At 72.9% G+C, this 25,119-nt stretch carries 21 protein-coding genes and 1 tRNA gene; 16 read left to right on the top strand and 6 right to left on the bottom strand.

The window, feature by feature from the left end; all coding sequences use genetic code 11:
* Positions 1-359 precede the first annotated feature (359 nt).
* A complete protein-coding gene (locus VKV23_09795) occupies positions 360-1,205 on the bottom strand; it encodes a MerR family transcriptional regulator (GenBank protein ID HLI16329.1) in 846 nt (281 codons plus the stop codon).
* Positions 1,206-1,262: 57 nt separating this feature from the next.
* Between VKV23_09795 and VKV23_09800 the strand changes: the two genes are divergently transcribed.
* The 7 genes from VKV23_09800 to VKV23_09830 all read left to right on the top strand — a co-directional run bounded on the left by VKV23_09800 (position 1,263) and on the right by VKV23_09830 (position 6,620).
* Positions 1,263-2,084: a DegV family protein gene (locus VKV23_09800; GenBank protein HLI16330.1), complete on the top strand. Its 822-nt coding sequence runs from the start codon at positions 1,263-1,265 to the stop codon at positions 2,082-2,084.
* 64 nt (positions 2,085-2,148) lie between these two features.
* Positions 2,149-2,847, top strand: a complete 699-nt coding sequence (locus VKV23_09805; GenBank protein HLI16331.1) for a hypothetical protein — start codon at positions 2,149-2,151, stop codon at positions 2,845-2,847.
* 59 nt (positions 2,848-2,906) lie between these two features.
* Positions 2,907-3,659, top strand: a complete 753-nt coding sequence (locus VKV23_09810; GenBank protein HLI16332.1) for a class I SAM-dependent methyltransferase — start codon at positions 2,907-2,909, stop codon at positions 3,657-3,659.
* Between the two features lies 1 nt (position 3,660).
* Positions 3,661-3,981 carry a YbjQ family protein gene (locus tag VKV23_09815; protein ID HLI16333.1) on the top strand — a complete coding sequence of 107 codons (321 nt, stop codon included), beginning with the start codon at positions 3,661-3,663 and terminating at the stop codon, positions 3,979-3,981.
* Positions 3,982-3,989: 8 nt separating this feature from the next.
* Complete coding sequence (locus VKV23_09820; protein ID HLI16334.1) at positions 3,990-5,042, top strand: hypothetical protein; 1,053 nt, start codon at positions 3,990-3,992, stop codon at positions 5,040-5,042.
* Between the two features lie 89 nt (positions 5,043-5,131).
* Positions 5,132-6,247: an IS630 family transposase gene (locus VKV23_09825; protein ID HLI16335.1), complete on the top strand. Its 1,116-nt coding sequence runs from the start codon at positions 5,132-5,134 to the stop codon at positions 6,245-6,247.
* Between the two features lie 22 nt (positions 6,248-6,269).
* Positions 6,270-6,620 carry a hypothetical protein gene (locus VKV23_09830; protein HLI16336.1) on the top strand — a complete coding sequence of 117 codons (351 nt, stop codon included), beginning with the start codon at positions 6,270-6,272 and terminating at the stop codon, positions 6,618-6,620.
* Between the two features lie 12 nt (positions 6,621-6,632).
* On the opposite strand, the gene VKV23_09835 is transcribed toward VKV23_09830, so the two are convergent.
* Positions 6,633-10,766: a cation-transporting P-type ATPase gene (locus VKV23_09835; GenBank protein HLI16337.1), complete on the bottom strand. Its 4,134-nt coding sequence runs from the start codon at positions 10,764-10,766 to the stop codon at positions 6,633-6,635.
* A 79-nt stretch (positions 10,767-10,845) separates the two neighbouring features.
* Between VKV23_09835 and VKV23_09840 the strand changes: the two genes are divergently transcribed.
* From VKV23_09840 to VKV23_09870, 7 genes are all read left to right on the top strand, one after another.
* Positions 10,846-11,445 carry a DUF2237 domain-containing protein gene (locus VKV23_09840; protein HLI16338.1) on the top strand — a complete coding sequence of 200 codons (600 nt, stop codon included), beginning with the start codon at positions 10,846-10,848 and terminating at the stop codon, positions 11,443-11,445.
* Between the two features lie 108 nt (positions 11,446-11,553).
* Entirely contained in the window at positions 11,554-12,165 is a 612-nt protein-coding gene (locus tag VKV23_09845; GenBank protein HLI16339.1) for a hypothetical protein, read from the top strand.
* Positions 12,162-12,599, top strand: a complete 438-nt coding sequence (locus VKV23_09850; protein ID HLI16340.1) for a hypothetical protein — start codon at positions 12,162-12,164, stop codon at positions 12,597-12,599. Before VKV23_09845 ends, VKV23_09850 begins: the two co-directional genes overlap by 4 nt.
* A 277-nt stretch (positions 12,600-12,876) precedes the next feature.
* A complete protein-coding gene (locus tag VKV23_09855; protein ID HLI16341.1) occupies positions 12,877-13,782 on the top strand; it encodes an ATP-binding cassette domain-containing protein in 906 nt (301 codons plus the stop codon).
* Positions 13,779-14,546: a hypothetical protein gene (locus tag VKV23_09860; protein HLI16342.1), complete on the top strand. Its 768-nt coding sequence runs from the start codon at positions 13,779-13,781 to the stop codon at positions 14,544-14,546. Before VKV23_09855 ends, VKV23_09860 begins: the two co-directional genes overlap by 4 nt.
* Positions 14,547-15,551 (top strand): ATP-binding cassette domain-containing protein, encoded by a 1,005-nt coding sequence (locus tag VKV23_09865; GenBank protein ID HLI16343.1) that lies wholly within the window; start codon positions 14,547-14,549, stop codon positions 15,549-15,551.
* On the top strand, positions 15,551-16,426 hold the full coding sequence (locus tag VKV23_09870; GenBank protein ID HLI16344.1) for an ABC transporter permease: 876 nt from the start codon (positions 15,551-15,553) through the stop codon (positions 16,424-16,426). Before VKV23_09865 ends, VKV23_09870 begins: the two co-directional genes overlap by 1 nt.
* 31 nt (positions 16,427-16,457) lie before the next feature.
* On the opposite strand, the gene VKV23_09875 is transcribed toward VKV23_09870, so the two are convergent.
* Positions 16,458-18,788, bottom strand: a complete 2,331-nt coding sequence (locus VKV23_09875) for an amino acid permease (protein HLI16345.1) — start codon at positions 18,786-18,788, stop codon at positions 16,458-16,460.
* Positions 18,789-19,773: 985 nt separating this feature from the next.
* Between VKV23_09875 and VKV23_09880 the strand changes: the two genes are divergently transcribed.
* Positions 19,774-20,016, top strand: coding sequence for a type II toxin-antitoxin system prevent-host-death family antitoxin (locus VKV23_09880; GenBank protein HLI16346.1), 243 nt, complete (start codon positions 19,774-19,776; stop codon positions 20,014-20,016).
* Positions 20,013-20,417, top strand: coding sequence for a PIN domain-containing protein (locus VKV23_09885; GenBank protein ID HLI16347.1), 405 nt, complete (start codon positions 20,013-20,015; stop codon positions 20,415-20,417). Before VKV23_09880 ends, VKV23_09885 begins: the two co-directional genes overlap by 4 nt.
* A gap of 106 nt (positions 20,418-20,523) precedes the next feature.
* On the opposite strand, the gene VKV23_09890 is transcribed toward VKV23_09885, so the two are convergent.
* The 3 genes from VKV23_09890 to gyrB all read right to left on the bottom strand — a co-directional run bounded on the left by VKV23_09890 (position 20,524) and on the right by gyrB (position 25,109).
* A tRNA-Ile gene (locus tag VKV23_09890) sits at positions 20,524-20,597 on the bottom strand.
* A 38-nt stretch (positions 20,598-20,635) separates the two neighbouring features.
* Positions 20,636-23,113 (bottom strand): DNA gyrase subunit A, encoded by a 2,478-nt coding sequence (gyrA, locus tag VKV23_09895; protein HLI16348.1) that lies wholly within the window; start codon positions 23,111-23,113, stop codon positions 20,636-20,638.
* A gap of 49 nt (positions 23,114-23,162) precedes the next feature.
* Positions 23,163-25,109, bottom strand: a complete 1,947-nt coding sequence (gene gyrB, locus VKV23_09900) for a DNA topoisomerase (ATP-hydrolyzing) subunit B (protein HLI16349.1) — start codon at positions 25,107-25,109, stop codon at positions 23,163-23,165.
* Positions 25,110-25,119: the final 10 nt, after the last annotated feature.

Genomic DNA, 25,119 nt, shown 5'->3' on the forward strand with positions numbered 1-25,119 from the left:
AGCCGAGGTGGCCCCCCGTGCGCCCCACGGCGTCGACGATGAAGGCGCGAAGCTCGGCCGCGAGCTCGACGCACTCGGCGACCGACAGCGCGCGCAGGTCCTCGGGCGAGGCGATCGAGGAGAGGAGCGGGTAGGGCGAGGGAAGCCTGCAGTCGTCCACGTCCGCCTCCTTGCTGGCCGCGCCCCCTGGCGACTGGTCCTCGAACCTCGGCAGGCCGGGGCCCGCTCGGCGACCGGTCGGGCACCGGGCGCCTCGCGCACAGTGCCAGTGACTCGATCGTCACACCACTTGTTCGCTGCCATCCTGGCAGACGTGCCCGGGGGCGTCAACGAGCGCCCGGGGCGTCCAGCACGACGGCTCAGGTGCTCGCGTCCTCGGCCTTGAGCCCGGCGAGCGCGGGCACGACGGCGCGCTCGTCGAGGGCGCGACGCACGGCGAGCGCCATGGCGCGCTCCACGACGGCATCGGCCCGCGCCTCGCTGCTGCCGTCGAGGTGGCGCGCCACGGCGGCGGTCACCTCGGCGACGAGGGCGCGCAGCACACGAGCGTGGCCCGGCCGGCGCTGCGTCGCGAACGAGGCCACGTCGAGCCACAGGCTGAGCTGGGGAGCGAGGGCCTCGGCGAGCGCCTCGGTCGCCTCCGCCGGCCCGGCGCCCCCGCACGCCGCGGCCTCGAAGGCGGCGACCGCCGCGCTGCCCGCAGCACGCGCCGCGGCGAAGAAGAGCTCCTCCTTCGACGCGTAGTGACGGTAGAACGAGCCCTTCGCCACCGCGGCGGCCCGGCAGACGTCGTCGATCGAGACGTCCGCGTAGCCGTGCCGCGAGAAGGCCGCGATACCCGCCTCGAGGATGCGAGCCTGCGTGGCCGGCCCGGCGCCGGGGGCCTGCGTGGCAGCGAGGAGCTGGCCCCACATCTCACGTCGGAAGACACCGGTGCTCGGCCGGCCGAGGAGGTCGGGCACGAGCTCGGGCAGCAGACGGCCGATGGCCTCGAGCGACAGTCCGCGCCGCTCGCGCAGCAGCCGGATGAGCTTCAGGAGCTCGACGTGGCGAGCGTCGTAGAGGAACCGGTTGGTCGCGAGCTTCTCCGGCGGCGGCAGGAGGCCCGCCGCGAGGTAGTAGCGGATCGTCGCCGCCGCGACCCCCGTCTGCTCGACGAGCTGCGACATCGTGAGCCCGCCAGACCCCGGCAGGTCGCGACTCATCGGCGGGACCTCGCCAGCCTGCAGGAACCGTGTGCGGCCGCAGGTAACGTGCGGTGCATGGGTGGTGTCGCGGTCATCACCGACTCCAGCACCTGCATCCCCTCCGAGCTGGCGGTGCGGTACGGCATCCGCGTGCTCCCCATCAGCGTCTACGCGGCCGACCTCGACGGCGACGAGGACGGCGAGCGGCTCTCGGTGCTCGAGGCGGTCGAGCACGAGGAGCTGTTCGGGGCCAGCCGGCCCTTCGTCACAGAGTACCTTTCCGCGATCGAGGCCCCGGGCTGCGACGCGGCGGTCGTCATCACGCCGGCGGGCGAGTTCGCGGCGATGTTCCGCAACGCCACCCTCGCCACCGAGCTGGCCAACCGCCCTGCAGTGGTCGTCGACTCGCGCACGGCGGCCGCGGGCCAGGCGCTCGTCGTGCTCGCCGCCGCCGAACGCGCCGCGGGCGGCGGCGACCTCGAGGCCGTGGTCCGGGCGAGCGAGGAGGCGTCGCGCCGGGTCGAGCTCGTCGCGTCGCTCGCGACCCTCGAGCCGATCCGCAGGAGCGGTCCCGTCCCCGAGGCGGTGCTGCGGGCGAGCGAGCTGTCGGGGACGAGGAGCGTGTTCCGCATGCGCGACGGCGCCGTGGAGCCGCTCGAGGCGATCGCCTCGGGCGACGCCACCTTGGAGGCGATCGCGGCGGCCTTCCGCGCGAGCGCCGGGCCCGGCGTCGAGCGCTCCACCGTCTTCCACGCAGGGGCGCCGCGCGCCGCGAGCCGCCTCGAGGAGCTGCTCGGCGGGGTGGACTTCGTCTGCGGCTTCTCGCCGGCGATGCAGGTCCACACCGGCGCCGGGGTGGTCGGCGCCGCGTGGATCCCACGGCCGGAGACGCCCTGAGAGGCGCCCGCGCCACGCCCGAGCGGGCGTGGTTCCTACACTTCCCGGCGAGAGGAGCGCCGAGGTGACGAGGTACGGCTCGACTCCTGGAGGCGGCCGGCAGCCGGCGCGCACCGCCACGGCACGCGACCAGTGGGACTGGTCCACGATCGCGGCGACCTCGGAGCTCCCGGCGGTCGCCTCGCCGTCGCCCGTCGGGCGAGGCCTCGCCGGGCGACGCGCCGAGCCGCCCGGCGACGCGGAGAGGCCGGCGGACGACGGACACCTCACGCGCGAGCCGGCCCCGGTCGTCCTCCGGCTCGCGGTGTGGTCCCTCGCCTTCGTCTTCGTGCTCGCCGCGGCCGGCGACGTCGTGCTCCACGTCCGGCCAGGCTGGCTGCGGCCGTTCCGCCACGTCGAGTCGAGCTCGCCGTCGGGGCGCGCGCGACCGCGTCCAGGCGGGACGGCGAGCCTGCTCCTCGTGTCCTCGGACGCAACCGGCGCGACGTTCGAGGTCCCCGCCCAGCGCTACCGCCTCGTCGTCACGACCGCGGCGCGCTGCTGGACCACCGTCAAGTCCCCGCCGGACGCCACCGGGTTCGTCTTCGCCAGGACGATCACCCCCGCGACGAGCCCGGCCTCGGTGGAGGTGAGCGGCGCCGCCTCGGTGGAGCTCGCGGCCCGAGCGGTCAGTCTCGCGGTCCGCGCCGGCGACCGCACCGTCGGCGTCATCCGCTCGCCTCGCGTCGCCTACCGCTACACCTTCGAACCAACCACGCCGTGACGCGCGCGGCGAGGTACGCGAAGATCGAGCGGCCCCGAGCGCGAAAGGACGGCGCCGACGTGAGGACGAGGCCGCGCCCAGCTCGCGGCGAGGGGAAGGCGAACCTCGCGCGCCAGCGCCGCTTCTGGACGCGGCGCGCCGCGGCGTGGGACCACGGAGCGGGGACCAGCCCTGGCCTTCGCCAGGTCGTCGAGCGGGTCCTCGCCGAGGCGGCGCCGTCGAGCGACGACGAGGCGGTCGACCTCGGGTGCGGGTCGGGCCAGCTCGCGCTGCGCCTCGCCCCCCTCGTGCGCCGGGTCATCGCGGTCGACATCAGCGAGGCGATGATCGACCTCCTCGCGGCGAACGCCGACGCGGCCTCGGTGGACAACGTGGAGGCGGTGGCGAGCCCCATCGAGCGCTTCGACCTCGGGCCGAGCTCCGTCGACCTCGTCGTGTCGAACTACGCCCTCCACCACCTGCGCGACCGGGACAAGGCGCGCCTCGTCGCCCGGGCGGCGACCTGGCTGCGGCCCGGCGGGCGGCTCGTCATCGGCGACATGATGTTCGGCCGCGGCGCTGACCGACGCGACCGCGAGGTCATCGCCTCCAAGGTCGCCGTCCTCGCGCGCCGCGGCCCTGGCGGCTGGTGGCGCATCGCCAAGAACGCCTCGCGCTACCTGCTGCGCCTGCAGGAACGCCCCGTGCCCATCGGCGCCTGGGTCGACATCCTCCGCCGCGCCGGGCTCGCCGACGTACGAGCCATCCCGGTGGTGAGCGAGGCCGCCGTCGTGCGGGGCACGAAGCCCGGTCCGAAGACGCAGGAGGTGTGAGGTGCTCATCGCCACGACGAACGACCTCCCCGGCTACGAAGTCGTCGAGGTCCTCGGCGAGGTCTTCGGCCTCACCGTCCGCTCGCGCAACGCCTTCTCCCAGGCGGGCGCCAGCCTGCGCTCCCTCGTCGGCGGCGAGCTGCGAGGGATGACGAAGAACCTCGAGCGCAGCCGCCGCGAGGTCATCGAGCGACTCGCCGACGCCGCTGCCGCGCGCGGCGCGAACGCCGTGCTCGCGATGCGCTTCGACACCACCGAGCTCGGCGGGATGTGGACGGAGGTCTGCGCCTACGGGACCGCCGTGCGCGTCGAGCCGCGCTGAGGCGCCCGGTGCGAGCCCTCCCGCCGGGCCGTACCCGAGACGCCCAGCGCGGCGCGACGCGCGCGCGCCGCACCTGGGGCTGCGCCCTCGCCTGCTCGAGCCTGCTCGTGGCCGGCGCCGTCCCCCGGCTCCCCGCCCGCGCCCCGAGGGGGCACGGCGCAGGCCTCGGCCAGCCGACCAGGCGTCTGTGCGTCCGCCCTCGTTACCGCATCGGCTACGAGGTCTTCAACGAGACGCAGCCGTTCGCCAGGGCGGTGAGTGCCAGCATCGCCGCGACGGCGCGACGCCTCCGCTGCGTGACGCTGCTCGAGGCGACCGACAACCTCGACGGGGCCACCGCCGTCGCGAACGTCCGCTCGATGCTGCGAGCCGGCATCGACGGCCTCGTCGACTTCCAGGTGGTCCCAGCGGCCCAGAAGGTCATCGCCGGACTCGTGTCCCGGGCTCGTGTCCCGGCGGTGTCGGCCGGCCTCCGCCTCGGCGCACGCCCCTTCGTGTCCCTCGACGACCGCCATGCCGGGTTCGTCGCCGGCGAGGCGCTCGGGCGAGCCGCGCGCGCTCGCGACCGCGGCGCGACCTTCTACCTCCTCGTCGGCGCCGACCCCCACGCCGGCCCGTCCGCCGCGGCGCGCGCCGCAGGGATCGTGAGCGGCGCGCGGCAGGCCCTCGCCGACCTCGGACCCGCCGATGTCCGCCTCCTCGCGACCGACGGCCTCGAGCGCGAGGCGTTCGCCGCCGCGGCGCGAGCCCTGCGCCGGGTGCCGCCTCACGCGGTGCTCCTGCTGAGCGGCATCAACGACGAGGTCGTCGCCGGCATGTACGCCGCAACGCTCGCGCGCCGAGGCGGGCGCCTCCTCGCCGAGTCGATCGGCGGCGACGCCCTCGGGCTCTCACAGGTCTGCGCACGCCCCGACTACGTCGGCGCGGTGTCCTTCGAGCCGGGCGCGTGGGGCCGCTGGCTCCTCTCGGCCGTCCTCGATCTCGCCAACGGCGCGGCCCTGCCGAGCACGCTCTACGTCCCCGTGCGCCAGGTCACGCGGGCGAACCTTCGCTGTCGCTAGTGGCCCTGCCGATAAATACATCGGTGTAACTTTCTGACCGGTCGCATGCCAGCCAGGGGGTGCTGATGCCTCGCCGCTCGCCGTTCACAGTGCGCCTGTCAGACGCGGATCGAGCAGTCCTCGAGCAGCGGGCGTCGTCGCGCACCGTCGCCCATCGTGACGTGGTGCGGGCGCGCATCGTGCTGCTCGCAGCGAACGACGTCACCAACGTGGCGATCGCGCGACGTGTCGGCGTCTGTGTCGACGCGGTCTCGAAGTGGCGCAAGCGCTTCTGTGCGGAGGGCCTAGCCGGGCTGGCCGATCGCAAGCGCTCGGGTCGCCCACGTCGCTTCAGCGGCGAGGTCGTCGCCCACGTGAAGGCGATGGCCTGCGAGCCGCCCGGTCGCCGGGAGGTGCCCCTCACGCGCTGGAGCTCGCACGAGCTCGCCGCCCAGGCCGTCCAAGAGGGCCTCGTCGAGGCGATCTCCTCCTCGACCATCAGACGCTGGCTGCACGCGGCGGCGATCAAGCCCTGGCGCTACCGATCCTGGATCTTCCCCCGGGATCCCGACTTCGCGCCCAAGGCCGCCCGGGTCCTCGACCTCTACGAGCGCCGCTTTGAGGGCCACCTCCTCGGGCCCGACGACTACGTCATCTCCGCAGACGAGAAGTCCCAGCTGCAGGCGCTGTCGAGGCGCCACAGCGACCTGGAAGCAGCGCCGGGGCGGCTTCGCCGGATCGAGTTCGAGTACCGCCGAGGCGGCACGCTCGCCTACCTCGGCGCCTACGACGTCCACCGAGCAGCCCTGTTCGGCCAGGTGGCGGAGAAGACCGGCATCGAGCCGTTCATGACCCTCGTTGAGAAGGTGATGGCGAAGGAACCCTACAAGAGCGCCCGATGCGTCTACTGGGTCGTCGACAACCGTTCCTCCCACAACGGGCAGCGCTCGATCGAGCGAATGGAAGCCGCCTTCCCGAACGCCCGGTTGATCCACCTCCCGGTCCATGCCTCCTGGCTCAACCAGATCGAGGTGGTCTTCTCGATCATCCAACGCAAGGTCGTCCGCTCCGGCGATTTCGCGGGCCTCGGCGCTCTCGCGGAGCGCCTCTTGGCCTTCGAACAGCACTACAACGCGAGCGCCCGACCCTTCGACTGGCGCTTCAGCACCGACGACCTCGCCGCCATGCTCGAGCGCCTGGAGGGTCGCGCCCTGCTTGCTGCCTGAGCTCCGCGGTCACAATGGGGCGGTGAAGGCGCCGCCAGCATCAACCAAGCAGAGCCTTACCTCCCGCCTCTGCGAGCACGCCCGGGAGCGCTGGCCGGAGCTCGCCGGCCTCGACGTGCGCTTCCGCTCGAACTTCGCCTACGTCGACGGCCACCTCTCCGACGGGACGATCCAGAAGCTGTGCCGTCTGCGCTACGGCGGCTCGGCGAGCCTCTGGGGCTTCGCCCTCTACCGGGCGAGCCACGACGACTATGAGGATTCCTTCCTCCCGACCGGGATGCCAGCCGGGAGCCCGGAGGAGGCTCTCGACTGCGCGTGCGGTCTCTACCTCCGCGACCCGACGGCGTGGCTCGATGATTCACCGACGAACTAACGCGCGGGACCACTAGCGGGGGAGGCTGGCGCGCCGGGCCAGGAGGACCGCGGCGACGGTCGCCGCCGCGCACGAGACGGTCACGACCGCCCAGCCGGACGGCCCGAGGGGCACGCACCCGAAGTAGCGCCGCACCACGGGCACCTCGATGGCTGCGACGAGGACCGCACCGGACGCGAGCGCCGCCGTCGTCGCGAGGAGGTCCCCTCGCGCCGCGGCGATCGTCTGGCCGAGCTGGGAGCCGACGAGCGCCGCGAGCGCCATGGTGTCGGCGCGACGCCGACGGCCCGTCGCGCGGCCGATGGCCCACGCGAGCCCCGCGCCCGCCGCCGTGCACAGGCCGCGCTCGGCGACCTTGCGGGCGAGCGGCCCCGACAGCGAGCGGTCCGGGCCCTCCTCGAGGAGCTCGGCGACAGGGCGGTCGAGGGGCGGTCGCAGCGCGATCGTGAGCGCAGGAAGGACGTCCGTGAGCAGGTTGACGAGCAGGAGCTGGCGTGCGGAGAGGGGGCTGCGCCCGGTCAGCAGACCGACCCCGACGGTGAACGCGAGCTCCCCCGCGTTCCCGCCGAGGAGGATGCCGAGCGCCTCGGCGACCGACGCCCACATCGCCCGGCCCTCCGCGAGCGCAGCGAGGATGGTCTCGAGGCGGTCGTCGAGGACGACGACGTCGGCGGCGGCGCGCGCCGAGGGCGTGGCCCGCGCCCCGAGGGCGAGGCCGACGTCCGCGAGGCGGATCGCGCCGGCGTCGTTCGCGCCGTCCCCGGTCATCGCGACCGACCGTCCGAGGCGGCGGAGCGCCTGGACGATGCGCACCTTGTCGGCCGGGGTGACGCGCGCGAACACCGAGACCGACGGGACGAGCTCGTCGAGCTCGTCGTCGCCGAGGCGCTCGAGCTCGGCACCGGTGACCACGCGCCGGCCGTTCAAGATGCCGAGCTCCGCGGCGACGCTCTCTGCCGTGCTCGCGTGGTCGCCCGTGACCATGACGAGCTCGACACCCGCGGCAGCCAGCTCCCGCACCGCCTCGGCGGCCGTGGAGCGCACGGGATCGGAGAGCGCCACGAAGCCGAGGTAGGTGAGCCCCGTCACCTCGGCGTCGTCGAGGCGGCCGGCGTGTGCCGGCCGACCCTGCGCCACCGCGATGATCCGCAGGCCGCGTCGGGCGAGCCGCTCGACCTGCGCCCCGAGCCGCCGACGGGCGCGCCCATCGAGCGGCAGGTCCCTGCCGCCGTCGCGCCAGCTCGCGCACCGCTCGAGGATCTCCTCCGGCGCTCCCTTCGCGCTGAGGAGGAGGCCCTCCGCGTCGCGGCCCAACGTCGCGTGGTAGGTACGGCTCGGCGAGAACGGCAGCTCCTCCTCGCGCCGCCAGCCCGGCGCCCCGACCTCCTCCGAGACGCCGAGGGCGGCGGCCGCCTCGACCACGGCGCGGTCGGTCATGTGCACGAGGCCGGCTCCCGCTGGCGGCGTCGCCCGCAGCGCAGCGGCGAGCACCCGGCGCTCGGGCGGCCCGAGGGTGGCGACCTTCGAGCGCCGAGGCCCCGCAGCAACCTCGGTCAGCAGCGCGCGCCCCGCGGTCAGCGTGCCCGTCTTGTCGATGCACAGGACGTCCGCCCGGGCGAGCGCCTCGAGCGCCCTCGGGTTGCGCACGAGCGCGCCGTGGGCCGATAGCCGGCGCGCCGCGGCGAGCTGGGCGAGGGTGGCCGTGACGGGTAGGCCCTCAGGGACGGCCGCGACCGACAGGCCGACAGCCGTCGCGAGCGCCTCCGCGGGTGGCCGTCCACGCGCCGCGCCGGCGCCGAGCAGCGCCGCGCTGGCGAGCGCCGTGACGGGCAGCGCGAGGTCCGTCAGCCGGCGGAGGCGAGCCTCGACGCCGCTCTCGGGGGGCGACTGCGCCGTGGCGTCGGCGCGCGCCGCCTCCGTGTCGGCCCCGACCGCGACCACCGCCGCGAGCGCCGAGCCGCCGAGGACGGCGCTTCCCTCGTACAGCATCGAGACGCGCTCCGCGACGAGCGGCGCGAAGCACGGCGCCGCGCGCTTGGCGACCGGCAGCGACTCGCCCGTCAGGCTCGACTCGTCGACCTCGAGGTGGTGCGCCTCCACGATCCGGGCGTCGGCCGCAACCACGTCGCCGGCCCGCAGCTCGACCACGTCGCCCGGCACGAGCGAGGACGCGGCGACGCGCACCGGGCGGCCCGAGCGGCGGACCACGACGTCGGGAGCGCTCGAGGCCTCGAGCGCGGCGAGGGCGCCCTCCGCGCGCCAGCGGACACCGGCCCCGAGGACGGCATTGAGCACCACGACGCCGGCCACGAGGGCCGAGTCGAGCACCGAGCCGAGGGCAGCCGAGGCGAGCGCTCCGGCGCCGAGCACGGGGGTGAGCGGGTTGGCGAGCTCCGCCGCGACGGCACCGACGAAGCGGGTGCCCGGGCCTCTCGCCTGCTTGCCGGCACGTGGCGGCGCAGCTGGGGCGCGCCGGCCTTCGCGTCCGGTGCGCAGGAGCGTGAGGACCTCGTCGACGGGCAGCTCGTGCCACGGCGGGTCCGGCCCGAGGCGGGGACGGCCCCGCCGGGCGAGCGAGCGCGCGGCGCGCGCCCCGACGGCCATCGCGGCGAGCGCCGCGAGGTTGGTCCCCGCCATCGCCTGCGCGACGCTCCGGCCAGGAGCGGCGACGTTCCCGAGCAGGATGCCGAGGAGCGAACCGGCGAGGCCGAGGCGCGCGCTCAGCTGGCTCACCTCCCGTGCCACCGCCACCGCCTCGACGACCATCGCCGCGGTTGCGAGGTCGCTCGCGACGATGTCGGCGGCGGGCGCCGGGGAGCGGGTGCGCAGGCCGATCGAGCAGTCGGCGGCGAGGAGCGGGCCGGGGGCGCCCCCCCCGACGAGGACGACGCCGCAGCCGTCGCCCTGGAGCATCCGGATCGACTCCACGAGCCGGTCGCCCCCCGCCACGAGCAGGTGGGCACCGAAGCGGTCGACGAGACCGAGCTCGTCGCCCGCGATCGCCACCATCAGCCCGGCACGGCGCGCTGCGTCGACGACAGCCTGCCAGCCGGCGACCGCCTGGCGCCGCAGCGTCATCACGGCGACCACGCGCCCGGCTGCCGTGAGCCCGTGGGTGGGCACGACCGGCAGCGCGCGCGCCAGGTGGCGCACCTGCCTCGCATCCGCGCCGAGCTGCCCGAGCGGGCCTGCCGTCCACCGGCCGCGGCGCACGACTCGGTCCGCCTCGGCGACCATCGAGCGGAGCCGCTGGTGAACCTCGAGGTGGTCCGCGCCAGAGGCGATCGCAACCTCGTCGGGCTCGACGCGCGCCGTGAGCAGCACCTCGGCGTCGATCACGACCGTGTCGAGGCGATCGAGGCGGCGCAGAGCCGCCGGGTCCAGCACGAGCTCGTCGGCCGCCGAGAGCGCCGTCGAGAGCCGGCTGGCGAAGGCGTCCCGGCCGAGCCGTCCCGCCTTGGAGCTCCCGGCGAAGAGCGCCGCGCCCGCACGGCGCGCCTCGCGCGTGAGCGCGAGCGTGCCCGCCGCGCCGAGGAGCGAGAGCAGCGATCCGAGGTCCGCGAGGCGCTCCACCGGCCCATCTGGCAGCGGGGCGGGCCGCTCGCCCCGCTCGAGCGGCACACGGTGCTCCTCCGGCGGCTCGTGGTCGAGCGCGGGGGAGACGCGCTCGAAGCAGGCACGCCGGGCGATGGCGGCGTCGAGGAGCAGGACGCGGTGCAGCGCGTCGGTCGCGAGCGCGAGCGGACCGTGCGCGAGGCCGTGCGCCGCGGCGCTCGCGAGGGCGGGCAGCAGGTCGGCGAGCCCGGGCCCGACGCCGGCGGCGAAGGCTCGGCGCAGGCGGGGCTGGGCGTCGAGGAGCGAGACGAGCGCGGCTGCCTCCTGGGCGAACGGCAGCGGCGGCAGTCCGCGTCCGGCGACGGCGAGCGCGAGCCCGGCGGCGTCCGCGACGAGGCCGGCGAGCGCGCGCACGATCGGCTCGACGTCGGTCGGCAGCTCCGGCCGATCGTGGCCGAAGCGCTCCTCGGAGACCCCGTGCGCCGCCTCTGCGGCCTCGACCACCGCGAGCAGGTCGCCGACGCCCACCTCGTCCCCGTCGAAGGCAACCGCGACGCGCCCCAGAACGGCGTCGACCTGCGCCCAGTGCACGCCCTCGAGGCGCCGGAGCGCGGCCTCGAGGTCACGCGCCAGGGCCTCGGACCCGAGGCGGCGGGAGGCTCGGACCTCGATGTGCGCGCGATCCCGGCTGGCCCAGATGCGCCGGTGGCGGCGTCCGGCGCTCGGACCGGCGCGCGCCCCGCCCGAGCGGTCCGGCACGGCTTCGCGCGAGGCGCAGGGCACGCACCAGTACTACCCCACCGACGCCGCCTCCCCGGCGGCACCAGGCGACTCGACGCACCTCGAGGCTCGCCTCGAGGTGAGCGATACTTTGGTCATGGCCGACCGCAACGTGCTCGGTGGCGAGCTCGAGCCCTGCGGCTTCGACCCCCTGACCGGCTTCTACCGCAACGGCTGCTGCCACACCGGCCCCGAGGACGTCGGCAGCCACACGATCTGCGCCGTCGTCACCGCCGAGTTCCTCGAGCACCAGCGCCGGATCGGCAACGACCTCGTCACTCCGATGCCGCAGTTCCGGTTCCCGGGGCTCGTGCCGGGCGACCGGTGGTGCGTGACCGCGGCGAACTGGCTGCGCGCCTATCGCGACGGGGCGGCCTGCTTCGTGGTCCTCGCGTCGACCCACGAGCGGGCGCTCGACATCGTGCCCCTCGACGCGCTGCGCGAGTACGCCGTCGACGTACCGGCCAGTCCGGGGTCGCTCGAGGAGTGAGCCACCGTCGGGGAGTGGACTGTCTTGCGGCACGTGGCTTGCAGCCAACGTAGAATGGCGTGACGTCCGAGCCCCCGACGCTGCGGCGACAGCGGTGAGGAGCGAGCCATGACCGACGTGACCGTGAGCGCTCCGGCGACGATCGCACCACCCGAACAGGCCCTCGCCCGGCCGGACTTCCGGATCGTGCCGGTCGCGGGGTTGCCGGTCGTCGCCGTCGTGCTCGCCGGCCTCGTCGCCGCGATCGAATCCAACCGGCTGTGGGCGCTGGACTTCTTCCACGTCGTCGGCGGCGGGCTGTGGACAGGGATCGACCTGTTCCTCGGCTTCGTCATCGGGCCGATCCTCGGCCGCCTCTCGGTCCCGGCGCGCATCGAGTTCACGACTCGACTCATGCCGAAGATGCTCCTGCTCATGCCGACGCTCGTCACGATGACGCTCGCGGCCGGCTGGCAGCTGGCGCGCCACGTCGGCACCCTGACCGCCAGCGACCCGAACCACGGGTGGGTCGTCGCCTCCTTCGTCGTCGTCGGCGTGATGGCCATCGTTGCGATCGGGTTCCTCGAGCCCGCCAACCTGGCCGTCCTCTTCGAGCTGAAGAAGCCACGACCGAACCGTGACCTCATCGCCCGGCTCATGCGACGTTTCGTGTACACGGCCGGCATCACCGGCGCGATGCAGGTCGCCACGCTCGTGATCATGACGAGGCTGGCGTCGTGACGACCGAGCTGGCCGGCCGCCCCGACGCTGCGCCGAGGCGACTGCCGCCCGTCGCCGAGGCCTGCGTCGCGTCGATGGCGCTCGTCGTCGTCGGCGGCATCTACCTCGCGTCGTACCTGCCGAGCCGGGCGCCCCTCGGGCCCGCCGTCGGCCTCGTCGCGGCCGCGGGAGCGCTGCTCGCCGCCAACGCCGCGGCCCTCGCACGGCTGCGCGCCTTCGCCTGGGAGCGCTTCCTCCTCGTCCTGCGCTGGGCGCTGCTCGGCTACGCGGTGATCTCGGGGATGCTCGAGTACGTCTTCGTGCTCGACCACACCCGCGGGACGATGCTCGTGCTCCTCACTGTGATGCTGGTCGTCTTCGCGATCAACATCCCCCTGCTCCTCGCCTTCTCCGTCGCCCGCTACCACGAGGTCGAGCCGGCGCGAGAGGCGTGAGGCGAGGCGGCGCCTCGCCCGGCACGGCGCGAGGAGGCGACGGCGCATCCGCCGACGCGGTGTCGTGGCAGCACGCGTGCACGGCGCGCCGCCCGGCCGTTCCTGCGGACGGCGGGGGACGAAAGGGCGGCACGCGCCGGCGGCCTCGTTGCGATCGCCTACGCTGCGGGGCCGTCGACACTGGAGCGACGCTGGGGGCGGGCTCCCCGCCGTCGGTCGGCGGCCGTCCTCGACGGCCTTCGGCCGCCGCGAGGCGGGGCGGCGAGAAGGAGGCCGCATGGCGGTGATCGAGGTGCAGAACCTGACGAAGCGCTTCGGGCCGACGCTCGCCGTCGACCACCTGAGCTTCGAGGTGCCGCAGGGAACGATCACCGGCTTCCTCGGGCCGAACGGCGCGGGCAAGACGACGACGCTGCGGATGCTGCTCGGGCTCGTCACGCCGAGCAGCGGCCGCGCGCTCATCGAGGGCCGGCCCTACGTCGAGCTCGACCACCCGCTGCGCCACGTGGGCGCGGTCCTCGAGTCCTCGAGCTTCTACCCCGGCCGCCGGGCCCGTGACCACCTGCGCATCCTCGCGATGACCGCCGGCGTGAGCGGCCGCCGTGTCGAGGAGGTCCTCGAGCTCGTCGGTCTCGCCGGGGATGCCGACCGACGCGTCGGCGGCTTCTCGCTCGGGATGCGCCAGCGCCTGGGCCTTGCCGGCGCTCTGCTCGCCGAGCCGGGCATCCTCGTCCTCGACGAGCCCGCCAACGGCCTCGACCCCGAAGGCGTCCGCTGGCTGCGGGAGCTGCTCCGCCGCCTGCGCTCGGAGGGGCGCACGATCCTCGTCTCGAGCCACATCCTCGCCGAGGTGTCCCAGATCGCCGACGGCGTCGTCATCCTCGATCGCGGCCGGCTCGTGACCCAGGGCTCGCTCGAGGCCCTGACGGCCGGCGACCGACGGGTCGTCCACGTTCGCACGCCGCGTGCGGCCGAGCTGCTCGCCGCGCTCGAGGGCGCAGGGATGCGAGGGAGCCTCGGACCGGGCGACCGGCTCGAGGTGCGGGGGGCGAGCCCCGAGCAGGTAGGCGTGCTCGCGGCGAGCCTCGGCATCCCGATCTTCGAGAGCAGGGCTGAGGAAGCGAGCCTCGAGGACGTGTTCTTCGAGCTGACCGCCGCCGAGGAGCGGGGGGCGAACCGGTGACTCGGCTCGTGCGCATCGAGCTCGAGAAGCTGCGGACCATCCGCCTGCCCTTCGGCCTGCTCACCGCGGCCGCGGCGCTCACGGTCCTCATCACGGTCCTCAAGTGCGAGCGGGCGGGCACGCTGGCCCGCTCGGGCCTCGAGCGCCCCGCGCTCGACACCGCCCAGGGTCTGGCGAACGCGCTGACGAGCACGGACTTCGCCATGCTGATGGCTCTCATCTTCGGGGTCATCGTGACGACGAACGAGTTCCGCCACTCGACCGCGACGACGACCTACCTCGGGGTGCCCGACCGGGCACGGGTCCTCGTCGCGAAGTCGCTCGCCGGCCTCGTCGGCGGCGCGATCTTCGGTGCGCTCGCTGCTGCGCTCACGACGGCCATCGGGCTCGCCTTCGTCGCCGCGAAGGGCTACCCGGTCGTGCTCGGCGGGGGCACGATCGCCCGCTACGGCCTCGGTGCGACGCTCGGGAGCGCCCTCCTCGCCGTCGCGGGCGTCGCGGTCGGGACGTTGATCCGAGGCCAGGTGGCCTCGATCGTCGCCGTGTTCGCCTGGGGCTTCGTGGTCGAGCAGATCGTCGGTGGCCTGTACAACGTCGTCCAGCCCTACCTCCCCTACACGGCAGCCCTCACCCTCGCCGGAGGGCAGCTCGCGGGCGGGGTGGCCGCGCTCCCCTTCGCCGCCGCGGTCGCCCTCGTCGCTGGCGTGGCGGTCGCCCTCGCCGTCGCGGCGGCCCGAACGACGATGCGGCGCGACATCGCCTGAGTGGCCGCGACCGAATCCGGCCGAACCGGCGGCTCGACGCTTCGCGACGGCTCGGTCCGCCGCGGCGTCATCCACACCGAGCAGCTCACCAAGGTCTACCCGGGCGCCGACTTCGCCGCCGTCGACCGGCTCGACCTCGACGTCGAGGCGGGCGAGATCTTCGGCCTGCTCGGACCGAACGGAGCGGGCAAGACGACGACGGCGGGAATGCTGACGACGCGGGTCGTGCCGACCTCCGGCCGCGCCTTCGTCGGGGGAATCGACGTCGCTGCCCACCCCGCGCTCGCCAAGCAGCTCTCCGGCATCGTGTCCCAGCAGAACACCCTCGACCGCCAGCTCACCGTCTTCGAGAACCTCTACTTCCACGGTCGGCTGTTCGGCATGGGAGCGAAGGCGTCCAGGCGGACGGCCGACGAGCTCCTCGAGCGCTTCCAGCTCTCGCGCTGGGCGAACGCCTCCGTCTACGCCCTGTCTGGCGGCATGGCCCAGCGCCTGATGGTGGCCCGCGCCATCTTCCACCGGCCGGCGGTCCTCTTCCTCGACGAGCCGACGGCCGGCCTCGATCCCCAGAGCCGCCTCGCGCTGTGGGACCTGCTCGGCGAGCTGAACCGCGAGGGTCAGACGATCCTGCTCACCACCCACTACATGGAGGAAGCAGACCGGCTCTGCGGGCGGGTGGCGATCATGGACCACGGCCGCATCCTCGCCCTCGACACGCCGGCCGCGTTGAAGCAGAGCATCGGCGCCGACACCGTCGTGACCGTGCGATCGACGGGCGATCCCCGGCGGCTCGGCGAGGTCCTCGTCCGCGACCTCGGGGGCGTCAATCGGGTCCGCCACGCCGACGGCCGACTCGAGCTCCACGTGCAGGGGACCGATCGCCTCGTCCCACGGATCGTCAACTCGGCCGAGCGTGCCGGCTTCGACATCGTCGACCTGTCGATCGCCGAACCGAGCCTCGAGACGGTGTTCATCACCCTCACCGGCAAGGAGCTGCGCGAGTGATGACCTCGGCCGCCGTCGAGGCGGCGCCGCGCATCGGGGAGCGGCCGCTGCGCTCGGTCGCCGCGGCGAGCCGCAGCGCGCTCGGCGCGCTGCTCCTACGCGACGTCGTCGTCCTTCGCAAGCACTTCTGGGAGTTCGTCCTGCGCACCTTGATCCAGCCGTTCCTGCTGTGCTTCGTCTTCCTCTACGTGTTCCCGAAGATCGGCCAGGGGGTCGGCGGGCGGACACCCGCCGCCGAGTCGGCATTCGCGACGATCCTCGTGCCCGGGGTCGTCGGCATCTCGGTCATGTTCCAGGGCGTGCAGTCCATCGCCCTCGCAATGGCGCAGGAGTTCGGCTTCACCCGGGAGATCGAGGACCGGGTCCAGGCGCCGTGCCCGATCTGGCTCGTTGCCGTGGCGAAGGTGCTCTCCGGCGCGATCCAGGGGCTGCTCTCGGCGGCCATCGTGCTGCCGATCGCGGCGGTGGTGCACGCGAGAGGCGTGCACGCGCACCTCGAGCTGCACTGGTGGATCATCTGCACCTTCGTTCCGCTCGCCTGCGTCGCCATGTCGGGCCTCGGCCTCGTCCTCGGCACGAGCTTCGAGCCGCGCAACATCGGGCTCATGTTCGGCTTCATCATCCTGCCGATCACCTTCCTCGGCGGGACGTACTACGGCTGGACCCGCCTCGCCCCGGTGACCATCGGGCGCTGGCACTGGCTGCAGACGCTCGTGCTCGTCAACCCGCTCATCTACGTGAACGAGGGCATGCGGGCGGCCTTCACCGGCGCGGCCCACCTGCCCCTCTACGTCCTGTACCCGGTCGTCGCCGGCTTCGGCACCGTCTTCCTGGCACTCGGACTGCGCAACTTCCGCCGGCGCGTCCTGTCGTGAGGCGGGCGGTCGCTCCGGCAGGCCGGGGGTGCTAGTCGGCAGCCGACGACAGGATCTCGTAGAAGGGGTTGAGGATCGCGAGGCGGCCGGCGTGGCGTCCGACGCGCCCGGTCACGACGAGCCGGCTGCCGGGCTGGATGCCGGGTACCCGCCGACGGCCGAGGAAGATCACGTCGAGGGCGTCGCCGGCGGCGTCCACGAGGGTGACCTCGAGGCTCGGGCTGCCGGCCCAAGGCTGGACGCGCACCGAGCGCACGCGTCCCGCGACCGTGACCTGCTGGCGGTAACGGCACTGGGCGATCGGGACCGCGCCAGCGGGGGTGGCGGACGTGCCCGTCTCGCCCTGCTCACGCCGCTGCGGGACGCGCCGGAGGCGATCGGCGAGCGAACCGGACAGGTGGAAGGGGACGATCGTCGCGTTCACGTGGGCGACCTGGCTCACGACCTGCGCGATGCGGTCAGCGGTGTGGTCGTGGAGGAGTCGCTCCCACCACCGCGCGTACGCGCGCCGGGGCAGGAGGACGCTCACCTCCGTCTGGCCGTCAGCGGCCGTCTCGGCGACGAGCTCGAGCGCGGCGCGCGCCAGTCGGCGGTCGGGCGTGTCGACGACCTCGAGGCTCGGCCTCGTCAGGCCGAGGAGCGCCCACTCCCGCTGGAGCGCCTCGGCGTGCTGGGCGTCGATGAGGAAGTGCACCGCGCGTACCTCGTCGGGGTTGAGCGTCCGGGCGTACTGAATCGCCCGCGAGGTCGCCATGTCGAGCTCGTCGACGAAGACGAAGACGGCGTGGCGGCGCAGCGCCGGCGCCTCCGCGGCCGCCGCCGCGCCGCTGCGGAGCACGTCTCGCTCCCGCTCGTACTGGCGGTTGAGGCGCACGAAGGTCACGACGAGCACGGGGATCAAGACGACGACCACCCAGGCACCCTCGGTGAACTTCGTGACGACGAAGATCGCGTCGACGATCGACGCGAGGATCCCGGCGGTCGCGGTCACGACGAGGCGGCGCCGCCACCCGGGCTCGCGGTGGGTCAGCTGGTGCTTCGCCATCCCGAGCCCCGACATGGCGAACCCCGTGAAGACCCCGATCGCGTAGAGGGCGATGAGCGAGTCGACACGCGAGTCGGTGGCGACGAGGAGCGCCACCGAGGCGAGGGTGAGGACGATGATCCCGTTCGAGAAGACGAGCCGGTGACCGCGCCGCGTGAGCTGGCGCGGCAGGAACCCGTCCTGGGCGGCGAAGCTGGCGAGGAACGGGAACCCGGTGAAGCTCGTATTGGCCGCGAGGGCGAGGATCGCCATCGTCGACACCTGCATCGCGTAGTACGCGACGCGCCCGAGCGGCGAGGTGCCGTAGACGTACTTCGCCACCTGGGAGATCACCGTCGGCGTCCCGTGCACGAAGGGCACGGGGTGCACGATGGCCGAGAGCACCGACAGCCCGAGGAACATCGAGCCGAGGATCGTCGCCATCATGACGAGGGTCTTGCGCGCGTTCGTCGACTGCGGGTCGCGAAAGACGCTGACGCCGTTCGAGATCGCCTCCGTCCCCGTGAGCGCCGAGCCGCCGCTCGCGAAAGCGCGCAGGACGATGAAGAGCGAGGCGCCCGCCAGCAGACCGCTGCTCCCGGTTCCGATCGGAACGGAGCCGGCGACGTGCTGGATCGGGTGGGCGTGCAGCCGCCCGCTGAGCGCCCGCACCGTGCCGACGACGACGAGCAGCGCCATGTTGGCGATGAAGAAGAACGTCGGGACCGCGAAGGAGCGGCCGGCCTCCCGGACGCCGCGCAGGTTCCCGTAGGCGATGAGCAGGACCACGCCCACCGCGGTCGGCGTGATGTAGTGGTCGAGTGCCGGGGCGGCCGAGGCGAGGGCGTCCACGCCGGCGGCGACCGAGACCGCGACCGTGAGCACGTAGTCGACGAGGAGCGCCGCGCTCGCCACCTGGGCGACCGTGAGGCCGAAGTTCTCCCGCGCGACGATGTAGGCGCCGCCGGCCTTCGGGTAGGCACGGACCACCTCTCGGTACGACATCGTGACAGCCGCCAGGACGACGAGGATCGCGACCGTCAGCGGCACCACCAGCGAGTACGCAGCGAGCCCGATCGCGGGCACGAGGATGGTGAGGATCTGCTCCGTCGCGTACGCCGACGAGGACAGGACGTCCGAGGACAGGACGGCGAGGGCGACGGGGTTCGACAGGCGCTCCGTCGCCAGCTGCTCGCGCACGAGGGGCGGCCCGAGCAGCCACCGCTTCAGGCGGTAGGCACGGGTCTCGGGGAGCCTCGCCGTGAGCCCACCCGGCCCGGCGTGCTCGGCCGCGGCCGACCACGGCGCCCCCTCGGTGTGATCGAACCGAATAGCCACGAAGGACCTCGCGAGGCACGGTCACCGTGCCGAGATGGCCCCGGCCTGGCCAGCCGGGGTGCCGCCGCTTCGGCAGCCCAGTGTATTGACCTCGGTGCCTCGACCAGGGAAGGATCCTCGCGCTGCCGGCTGCCAGCCGATGGGCTCTCGGAGGCGACCATCAGTACTCGCCGCGGCGAGCTGGCTGCTCGTCTCGTGGAGCCCGGTACGGGGAGCCCTCGCGCCATCGGTATCGGCCGCGCCCGTTTCGTCGTCCAACGATGGGACCTGCAAGGAACCCCGGGGGGGCTCCGTTGAGCGACGACCTGGCCCGGGTCCGGGAGGGCGACGACGTCGTGGTAACCGACCGAGGCAGAGCCGTCGCTCGGATCGTCGCGATCAAGGGGAATTCCAGGCAGGTCGCCGCAGTCCTGCTCGTCGGTCGAGAACCCGAGAGAGGGCGCGAGCGATCTGGTCGGTGAGCAGCCCCGTCGATCGTCTACTCCGACACCTCGGCCATCGTGCCCATCATCGTCGAGGAGCCCTCCAGCACGATCGGTTGTCGGCTCTGGGACGAGGCCGACCGGGTCGTGTCGTCGCGCCTCTCTACGCAGGACGGAGAGCAGCCCTGGCGCTGGCCCGCCGGCTCGGCCGCATCGGCGCGTCAGGGCTGAGGGAGGCCGCCCGCGACTTCGAGAGCCTCCACGACTCGCTCGACCTGGTCGAGGTGCCCAGGGGACTGGTTCGAGAGGCCGGAGGCTTGGTCGAGCAGCTCGGCCTCCGCGCCTCTCGCGCCGTGCACCTGGCCTCGGCAGGTCCGGTCGCCGACGCCGAGACCGTCCTGGCGACGGGAGACCGAGGCCTCCTCGCTGCTTCTCGAGCGGTGGGACTCGCTACGGCCGAGCTGGTCGGGTGGGCACGGTCTGTGGATCGGGCCTCGAGCTGCGGCTGGTGCGCGCTGGAACCCTCCCCAGGCCAGCACTCGCGGTGTGCTACACTGTCGCACATGGAGATCGGCGTGCGCGACCTGCGAAATCGGACCGGCCAGGTTATCGACGCCGTCCGGGCAGGAGAGCGCGTGGTGCTCACCGTCCATGGCGAGGCGGTCGCCGACATCGTTCCTCATGCTCAGCGATGCAGGTGGGTCCCGGGTGATCTCCTGCGTCGAGAGCTGGCGGCGTGCGCGGCCGACCCGGGACTGCGTGAGGACCTCGAGGCGCTCGCCGGGCAGACCTTGGACGAGCTTTGAGCGATCCGGCTGGGCTGCTCGACACCTCGGTCTTCATCGCCCGTGAGGCTGATCGGCCACTGGGAGGCTTACCAGACCGGGTGACGGTTTCGGTCGTGACCATCGGCGAGCTCGAACTGGGCGTGCTCAGTGCCGCGGACAGCGCGCTGCGAGCGCGCCGGGCAGGCACGTTGGCGTTGGCCCGCAGGATCGATCCCGTCCCGATAGGCGAGACGGTCATGAGCGCTTGGGCGCGTCTGGTGGTCGATTGCCGAAGCGCTGGCATACAGCGCACAGTGAAACTCACCGATTCCATGATCGCTGCCACCGCCATCGACCTCGGGTTGCCGCTGGTGACCCAGGACGACGACTACGACCAGATGGCGAGGGCCCATCCGCTGCTCCAGGTTCGCAAGGTGTGACGCGGCCATCACTCGCGATGCCCGTGACCGTTGCGACCCGACCTGGGGGCGGCGACGCGACGACCTCTTCTCCCCGGTCGGTGGGTACCGGCTCCTCCCGCTCTTGTGGGGCTAGGTGGAATCGAACCACCGACCTCAGCATTATCAGTGCTGCGCTCTAACCGACTGAGCTATAGCCCCGGATCGTTTTCACGCTACACCACGGCTTCCCCGGCCTCTCAGCTCGTCTCTGCGCCCATGACCTCGGCGCTCGTGAGGAGCGCGACGGCGGCCACGTGCTGGCCGTCGTCGAGGTGCATGACGCGCACGCCAGTCGCATCGCGCCCCTGGGCGGCGATCTCGCGAACCGCCGTGCGGATGACGACGCCCGCTGACGAAACGACGAGGAGCTCGTCCTCGAGGCTCGCCATGAGGCCAGCCACCACGTAGCCGCGGCGCTGGGTGAGGCGGATCCCTCGGACTCCCTGACCGCCCCGTCCCTGGAGGTTGAAGTGATCGAGCTTCGTCCGCTTGCCGTAGCCGGCGTCGGTCACGAGGAGGAGGTCGACGCCCTCGCGTGCGACGTCGCTCGACACGACCTCGTCGCCAGCGCGAAGCCGCATCCCGCGCACGCCGGTCGCGCCGCGTCCCATCGGGCGCACCTCCTCCTCCCGGAAGCGGATCGTCATCCCGTGCCGAGTGATCATGAAGATCTCGTCGTGCCCGCTCGTCGGCAGCACGCGGACGAGCTCGTCGCCCTCGTGGAGGTTGATCGCGATGAATCCTTCGCGCCGGGACTTGTCGTACTCGCTGAACGGCGTCTTCTTCACCTGACCCGATCTCGTCACGAAGAGCAAGAAGTGGTCGGGGTCGAACTCTCTCGTCGCAACCAACGCCTGGATCCGCTCGCCGGGATCCAGGGAGACGAGGTTCACGACTGGCGTGCCTCGGGCGGTGCGGTCCTTCAGGGGTACCTCGTGGACGCGCAGCCGGTAGACCTTGCCCCGGTTCGAGAACAGCAGCAGGTGAGCGAGCGCGCTCGTGTGGACGACGTCGGAGACGAGGTCCTCCTCCTTGAGGCGGGCCCCCTGGACGCCTCGACCGCCGCGTGACTGGGTTCGGAAGGCATCCGCCGGCACCGCCTTGATGTAGCCCGCCCGCGTCAACGTCACGACGACCTCGGCGTCCTCGATGAGGTCCTCGGCGGCGAGCTCCCCGGGGTCGTTCACGATCCGGGTGCGTCGTTCCTCGGCGAAGCGCTCCCGGATGGCGCCGAGCTCCTCGGAGATGACCTCGCGGAGCCGCTGTGGGCTCGCGAGGATGGCCTCGAGCTCCGCGATCGTCGCCCGCAGCGAGGCCATCTCCTCCTCGAGCTCAGAGCGCCCGAGGCGCGTCAGGCGGCCCAGGGTCATGTCGAGGATGTGGTTCGCCTGGTCCTCGCTGAAGGAGAACGGTTCGCCCATGAGCGCGGCGCGCGCCGCCGGCCGGTCCGCGGAGGCGCGGATCGCGGCGATGACGGCGTCGAGCATGTCGATGGCACGCAGCAGACCCTCGACGATGTGCGCGCGGGCCTCGGCCTTCCGGAGCCGGAAGCGAGAGCGGCGGGTGACGACGTCGACCTGGTGGGCGACGTAGGCGCTCAGCGCCTGGGCGAGGTTGACGAGGCGGGGGACGCCGTCGACGAGCGCGAGCATGTGCACGCCGAAGCTCGTCTGCAGCTGCGTGTGCCGGAAGAGGTTGTTCAGCACGACGTTGGCGTTGGCATCCCGCTTCAACGTGACGACGAGGCGCGGCTTCCCCCCTGCCGAGAGGTTGTGCACGGCCGAGATGCCGGCGAGGTCACCGGCCTCGATGGCCTCGGCGATCTGCTTCTCGATGACCTCGACCGAGGTCTGGTAGGGGATCTCGGTGACGACGATCTGGGTGGCGCCCTTGGACTCGGTGATCTCGGCGAGCGCGCGCAGCTTCACCGACCCGCGCCCGGTCCGGTACGCGTCGAGGATGCCGGCACGGCCCAGGATGAGGCCGCCGGTCGGGAAGTCCGGACCCTTCACGAACCGCATGAGATCCTCAGCGCCCGCGTCGGGGTGCGCGAGGAGGTAGCGGGTGGCGTCGATCACCTCAGCGAGGTTGTGGGGCGGGATGTTCGTCGCCATCCCGACCGCGATGCCCTGCGAGCCGTTGACGAGCAGGTTCGGGAAGCGGGCCGGCAGCACGGTCGGCTCCTCGTCCGAGCCGTCGTAGTTCGGGACACGGTCGACGGTGTCCTCGTCGATCCCCTCGAGCAGGCTGAGCGCGAGCGGGGCGAGGCGGCACTCCGTGTAGCGCATCGCCGCCGGGCCGCCGTCCGGCCCGGGAGCCCCGAAGTCCCCGTGGCCGTCCACGAGCGGGTGGCGCAGGCTGAAGTCCTGCACCATGCGGGCGAGCGCGTCGTACAGCGCCTGGTCCCCGTGGGGATGGAACCGGCCCATGACGTCGCCCACGACCTTCGCGCACTTCACGTGCGGCCGGTCGGGACGAAGGCCCGTGTCCCACATCCCGTAGAGGAGGCGCCGGTGCACGGGCTTCAGGCCGTCCCGCACGTCCGGCAGCGCCCGCGACACGATGACGGACATGGAGTACTCGAGGAACGAGCGCTCCATCTCCTCTTGGATCTCGATCGGCTCGATCCCGCCTCCGGCCGGTGCAGCCGGCGGCGCCTGCGGCCCTCCTGGCATCGCTCGCGCTGCCTTTCTTCGCCTGTCCCCGTTGCAGCCTGCGCCGGTCTCAGATATCGAGGAAGCGCACGTCCTTCGCGTTCGTCTGGATGAACCGGCGGCGGACCTCGACGTCGTCGCCCATGAGCACCGAGCAGACCTCGTCGGCGATGCTCGCCTGCTCCATCGAGATCTGCAGCAGCGACCGCTTCGCAGGATCGATCGTCGTGTCGCGAAGCTCGGCGAAATCCATCTCGCCGAGACCCTTCAGGCGCTGGAACTCCTGCTTGTGACCGGGGTGCTCCGCGAGGAAGCGCTCCTTCGCGGCGTCATCTTTCAGGTAGACCTTGGAGTTGCCGACGAGCGTCGAGTACAGCGGTGGCTGCGCGACGTAGACGTGACCGGCCTCGATGAGCGGCTTCATCTGTCGGAGGAAGAACGTGAGGAGCAGGGTGCGGATGTGCGACCCGTCGACGTCGGCGTCGGCCAGGATGATCACCTTGTGGTAGCGGATCTTGGCGAGGTCGAAGTCGTCCGCGACCCCGGCGCCGATCGCCATGATGAGCGCCTGGATCTCCGCGTTCTTGAGCATCCGGTCGACACGGGACTTCTCGACGTTCAGGATCTTGCCCCGGATCGGCAGGATCGCCTGCGTACGCGGGTCCCGGGCGTTCTTCGCCGATCCCGCGGCCGAGTTGCCCTCGACGATGAACAGCTCGGACTCGCGCGCGTTGCGCGAGGAGCAGTCGACGAGCTTGCCCGGCAGGCCGGCGCCGTCGAGTGCCGACTTGCGGCGCGTGAGCTCGCGGGCCTGGCGGGCCGCGACCCGGGCGCGCTGGGCCAGGAGCGCCTTCTGCACGATCTGCCCGGCCTCGCGCGGGTTCTCCTCGAGCCACTCGGCGAGCTTCTCGTTCGTCGTGCGCTCGACGAGCGAGCGGATCGAGACGTTGCCGAGCTTCGCCTTCGTCTGGCCCTCGAACTGCGGCTCACGCAGGCGCACCGAGATGATCCCGGTCAGACCCTCGCGGATGTCCTCGCCGAGCAGGTTGGGATCCGACTCCTTGAGCAGGTTGCGGCTCCTCGCGTAGCGGTTGACGACGTTCGTGAGGGCCTTCTTGAATCCCTCCTCGTGCATCCCGCCCTCGAGCGTCGCGATTCCGTTGGCGAACGAGTGGATCGCCTCGTAGTAGCCGGTGTTCCACTGGAGCGCGACCTCGACCTCCTGGTCCGCCTCGCTCTGCGCGAAGTAGGCCACCTTCTTGAAGAGCGCCTCCTTCGGCTCGTTGACGTGACGGACGAAGTCCTCGATCCCGCCCGTGTAGCGGAAGACCTCGCGCTGGGCGTGACCCGGCCGCTCGTCGGTGAAGCGGATCTCGAGGCCCCGCTGGAGGAACGCCATCATCTGCAGGCGCTCGAGGATGGTCTGGGCTCGGAACTCGACCTCCTCGAAGATCGTCGGGTCGGGCCAGAAGGTCACCGTCGTGCCGGTGCGACCCCTCGGCGCCGGGCCCACGACCTCGAGCGGACCGGTTGGCTTGCCGCCGTCCTCGAAGGTCATCCGGTGGCGCCAGCCGTTGCGATCGATCTCGAGCTCGAGACGGCGCGACAGCGCGTTCACGACCGACACGCCGACGCCGTGCAGGCCGCCGGAGACCTTGTAGCCGGACCCGCCGAACTTCCCCCCAGCGTGCAGCACGGTGAGCACGATCTCGGCGGCGCTTCGCGTCGGATCGTCGGGGTGGGGATCGACCGGGATGCCCCGGCCGTCGTCCGCCACGCGACAGCCGCCGTCGGCGAGCAGCGTCACGTCGATGCGCGTGCAGTAGCCCTGCATCGCCTCGTCGACCGAGTTGTCCACGACCTCCCAGACGAGGTGGTGCAGCCCGCTCGACGACGTCGAGCCGATGAACATGCCCGGGCGCAGGCGGACCGGCTCGAGGCCCTTGAGGACCGTGATGTCGCTCGACTCGTAGGAGGAGGCCTCGCCCTCCACGGCGTGCTGAGTGTCTAGGGCCAACGGGCGCGTC

It is taken from the genome of Acidimicrobiales bacterium (genome assembly GCA_035294085.1).
Lineage (GTDB): Bacteria > Actinomycetota > Acidimicrobiia > Acidimicrobiales > Bog-793 > DATGLP01.

Bases quoted from the DNA above. Each gene is read 5' to 3' on its own strand.
- gyrA (HLI16348.1), bottom strand. From the start codon at position 23,113: ATGCCAGGAGGGCCGCAGGCGCCGCCGGCTGCACCGGCCGGAGGCGGG.
- VKV23_09845 (HLI16339.1), top strand. From the start codon at position 11,554: ATGACCGACGTGACCGTGAGCGCTCCGGCGACGATCGCACCACCCGAA.
- VKV23_09800 (HLI16330.1), top strand. From the start codon at position 1,263: ATGGGTGGTGTCGCGGTCATCACCGACTCCAGCACCTGCATCCCCTCC.
- VKV23_09840 (HLI16338.1), top strand. From the start codon at position 10,846: ATGTGCGCGCGATCCCGGCTGGCCCAGATGCGCCGGTGGCGGCGTCCG.
- VKV23_09795 (HLI16329.1), bottom strand. From the start codon at position 1,205: ATGAGTCGCGACCTGCCGGGGTCTGGCGGGCTCACGATGTCGCAGCTC.
- VKV23_09855 (HLI16341.1), top strand. From the start codon at position 12,877: ATGGCGGTGATCGAGGTGCAGAACCTGACGAAGCGCTTCGGGCCGACG.
- VKV23_09870 (HLI16344.1), top strand. From the start codon at position 15,551: ATGACCTCGGCCGCCGTCGAGGCGGCGCCGCGCATCGGGGAGCGGCCG.
- VKV23_09880 (HLI16346.1), top strand. From the start codon at position 19,774: ATGGAGATCGGCGTGCGCGACCTGCGAAATCGGACCGGCCAGGTTATC.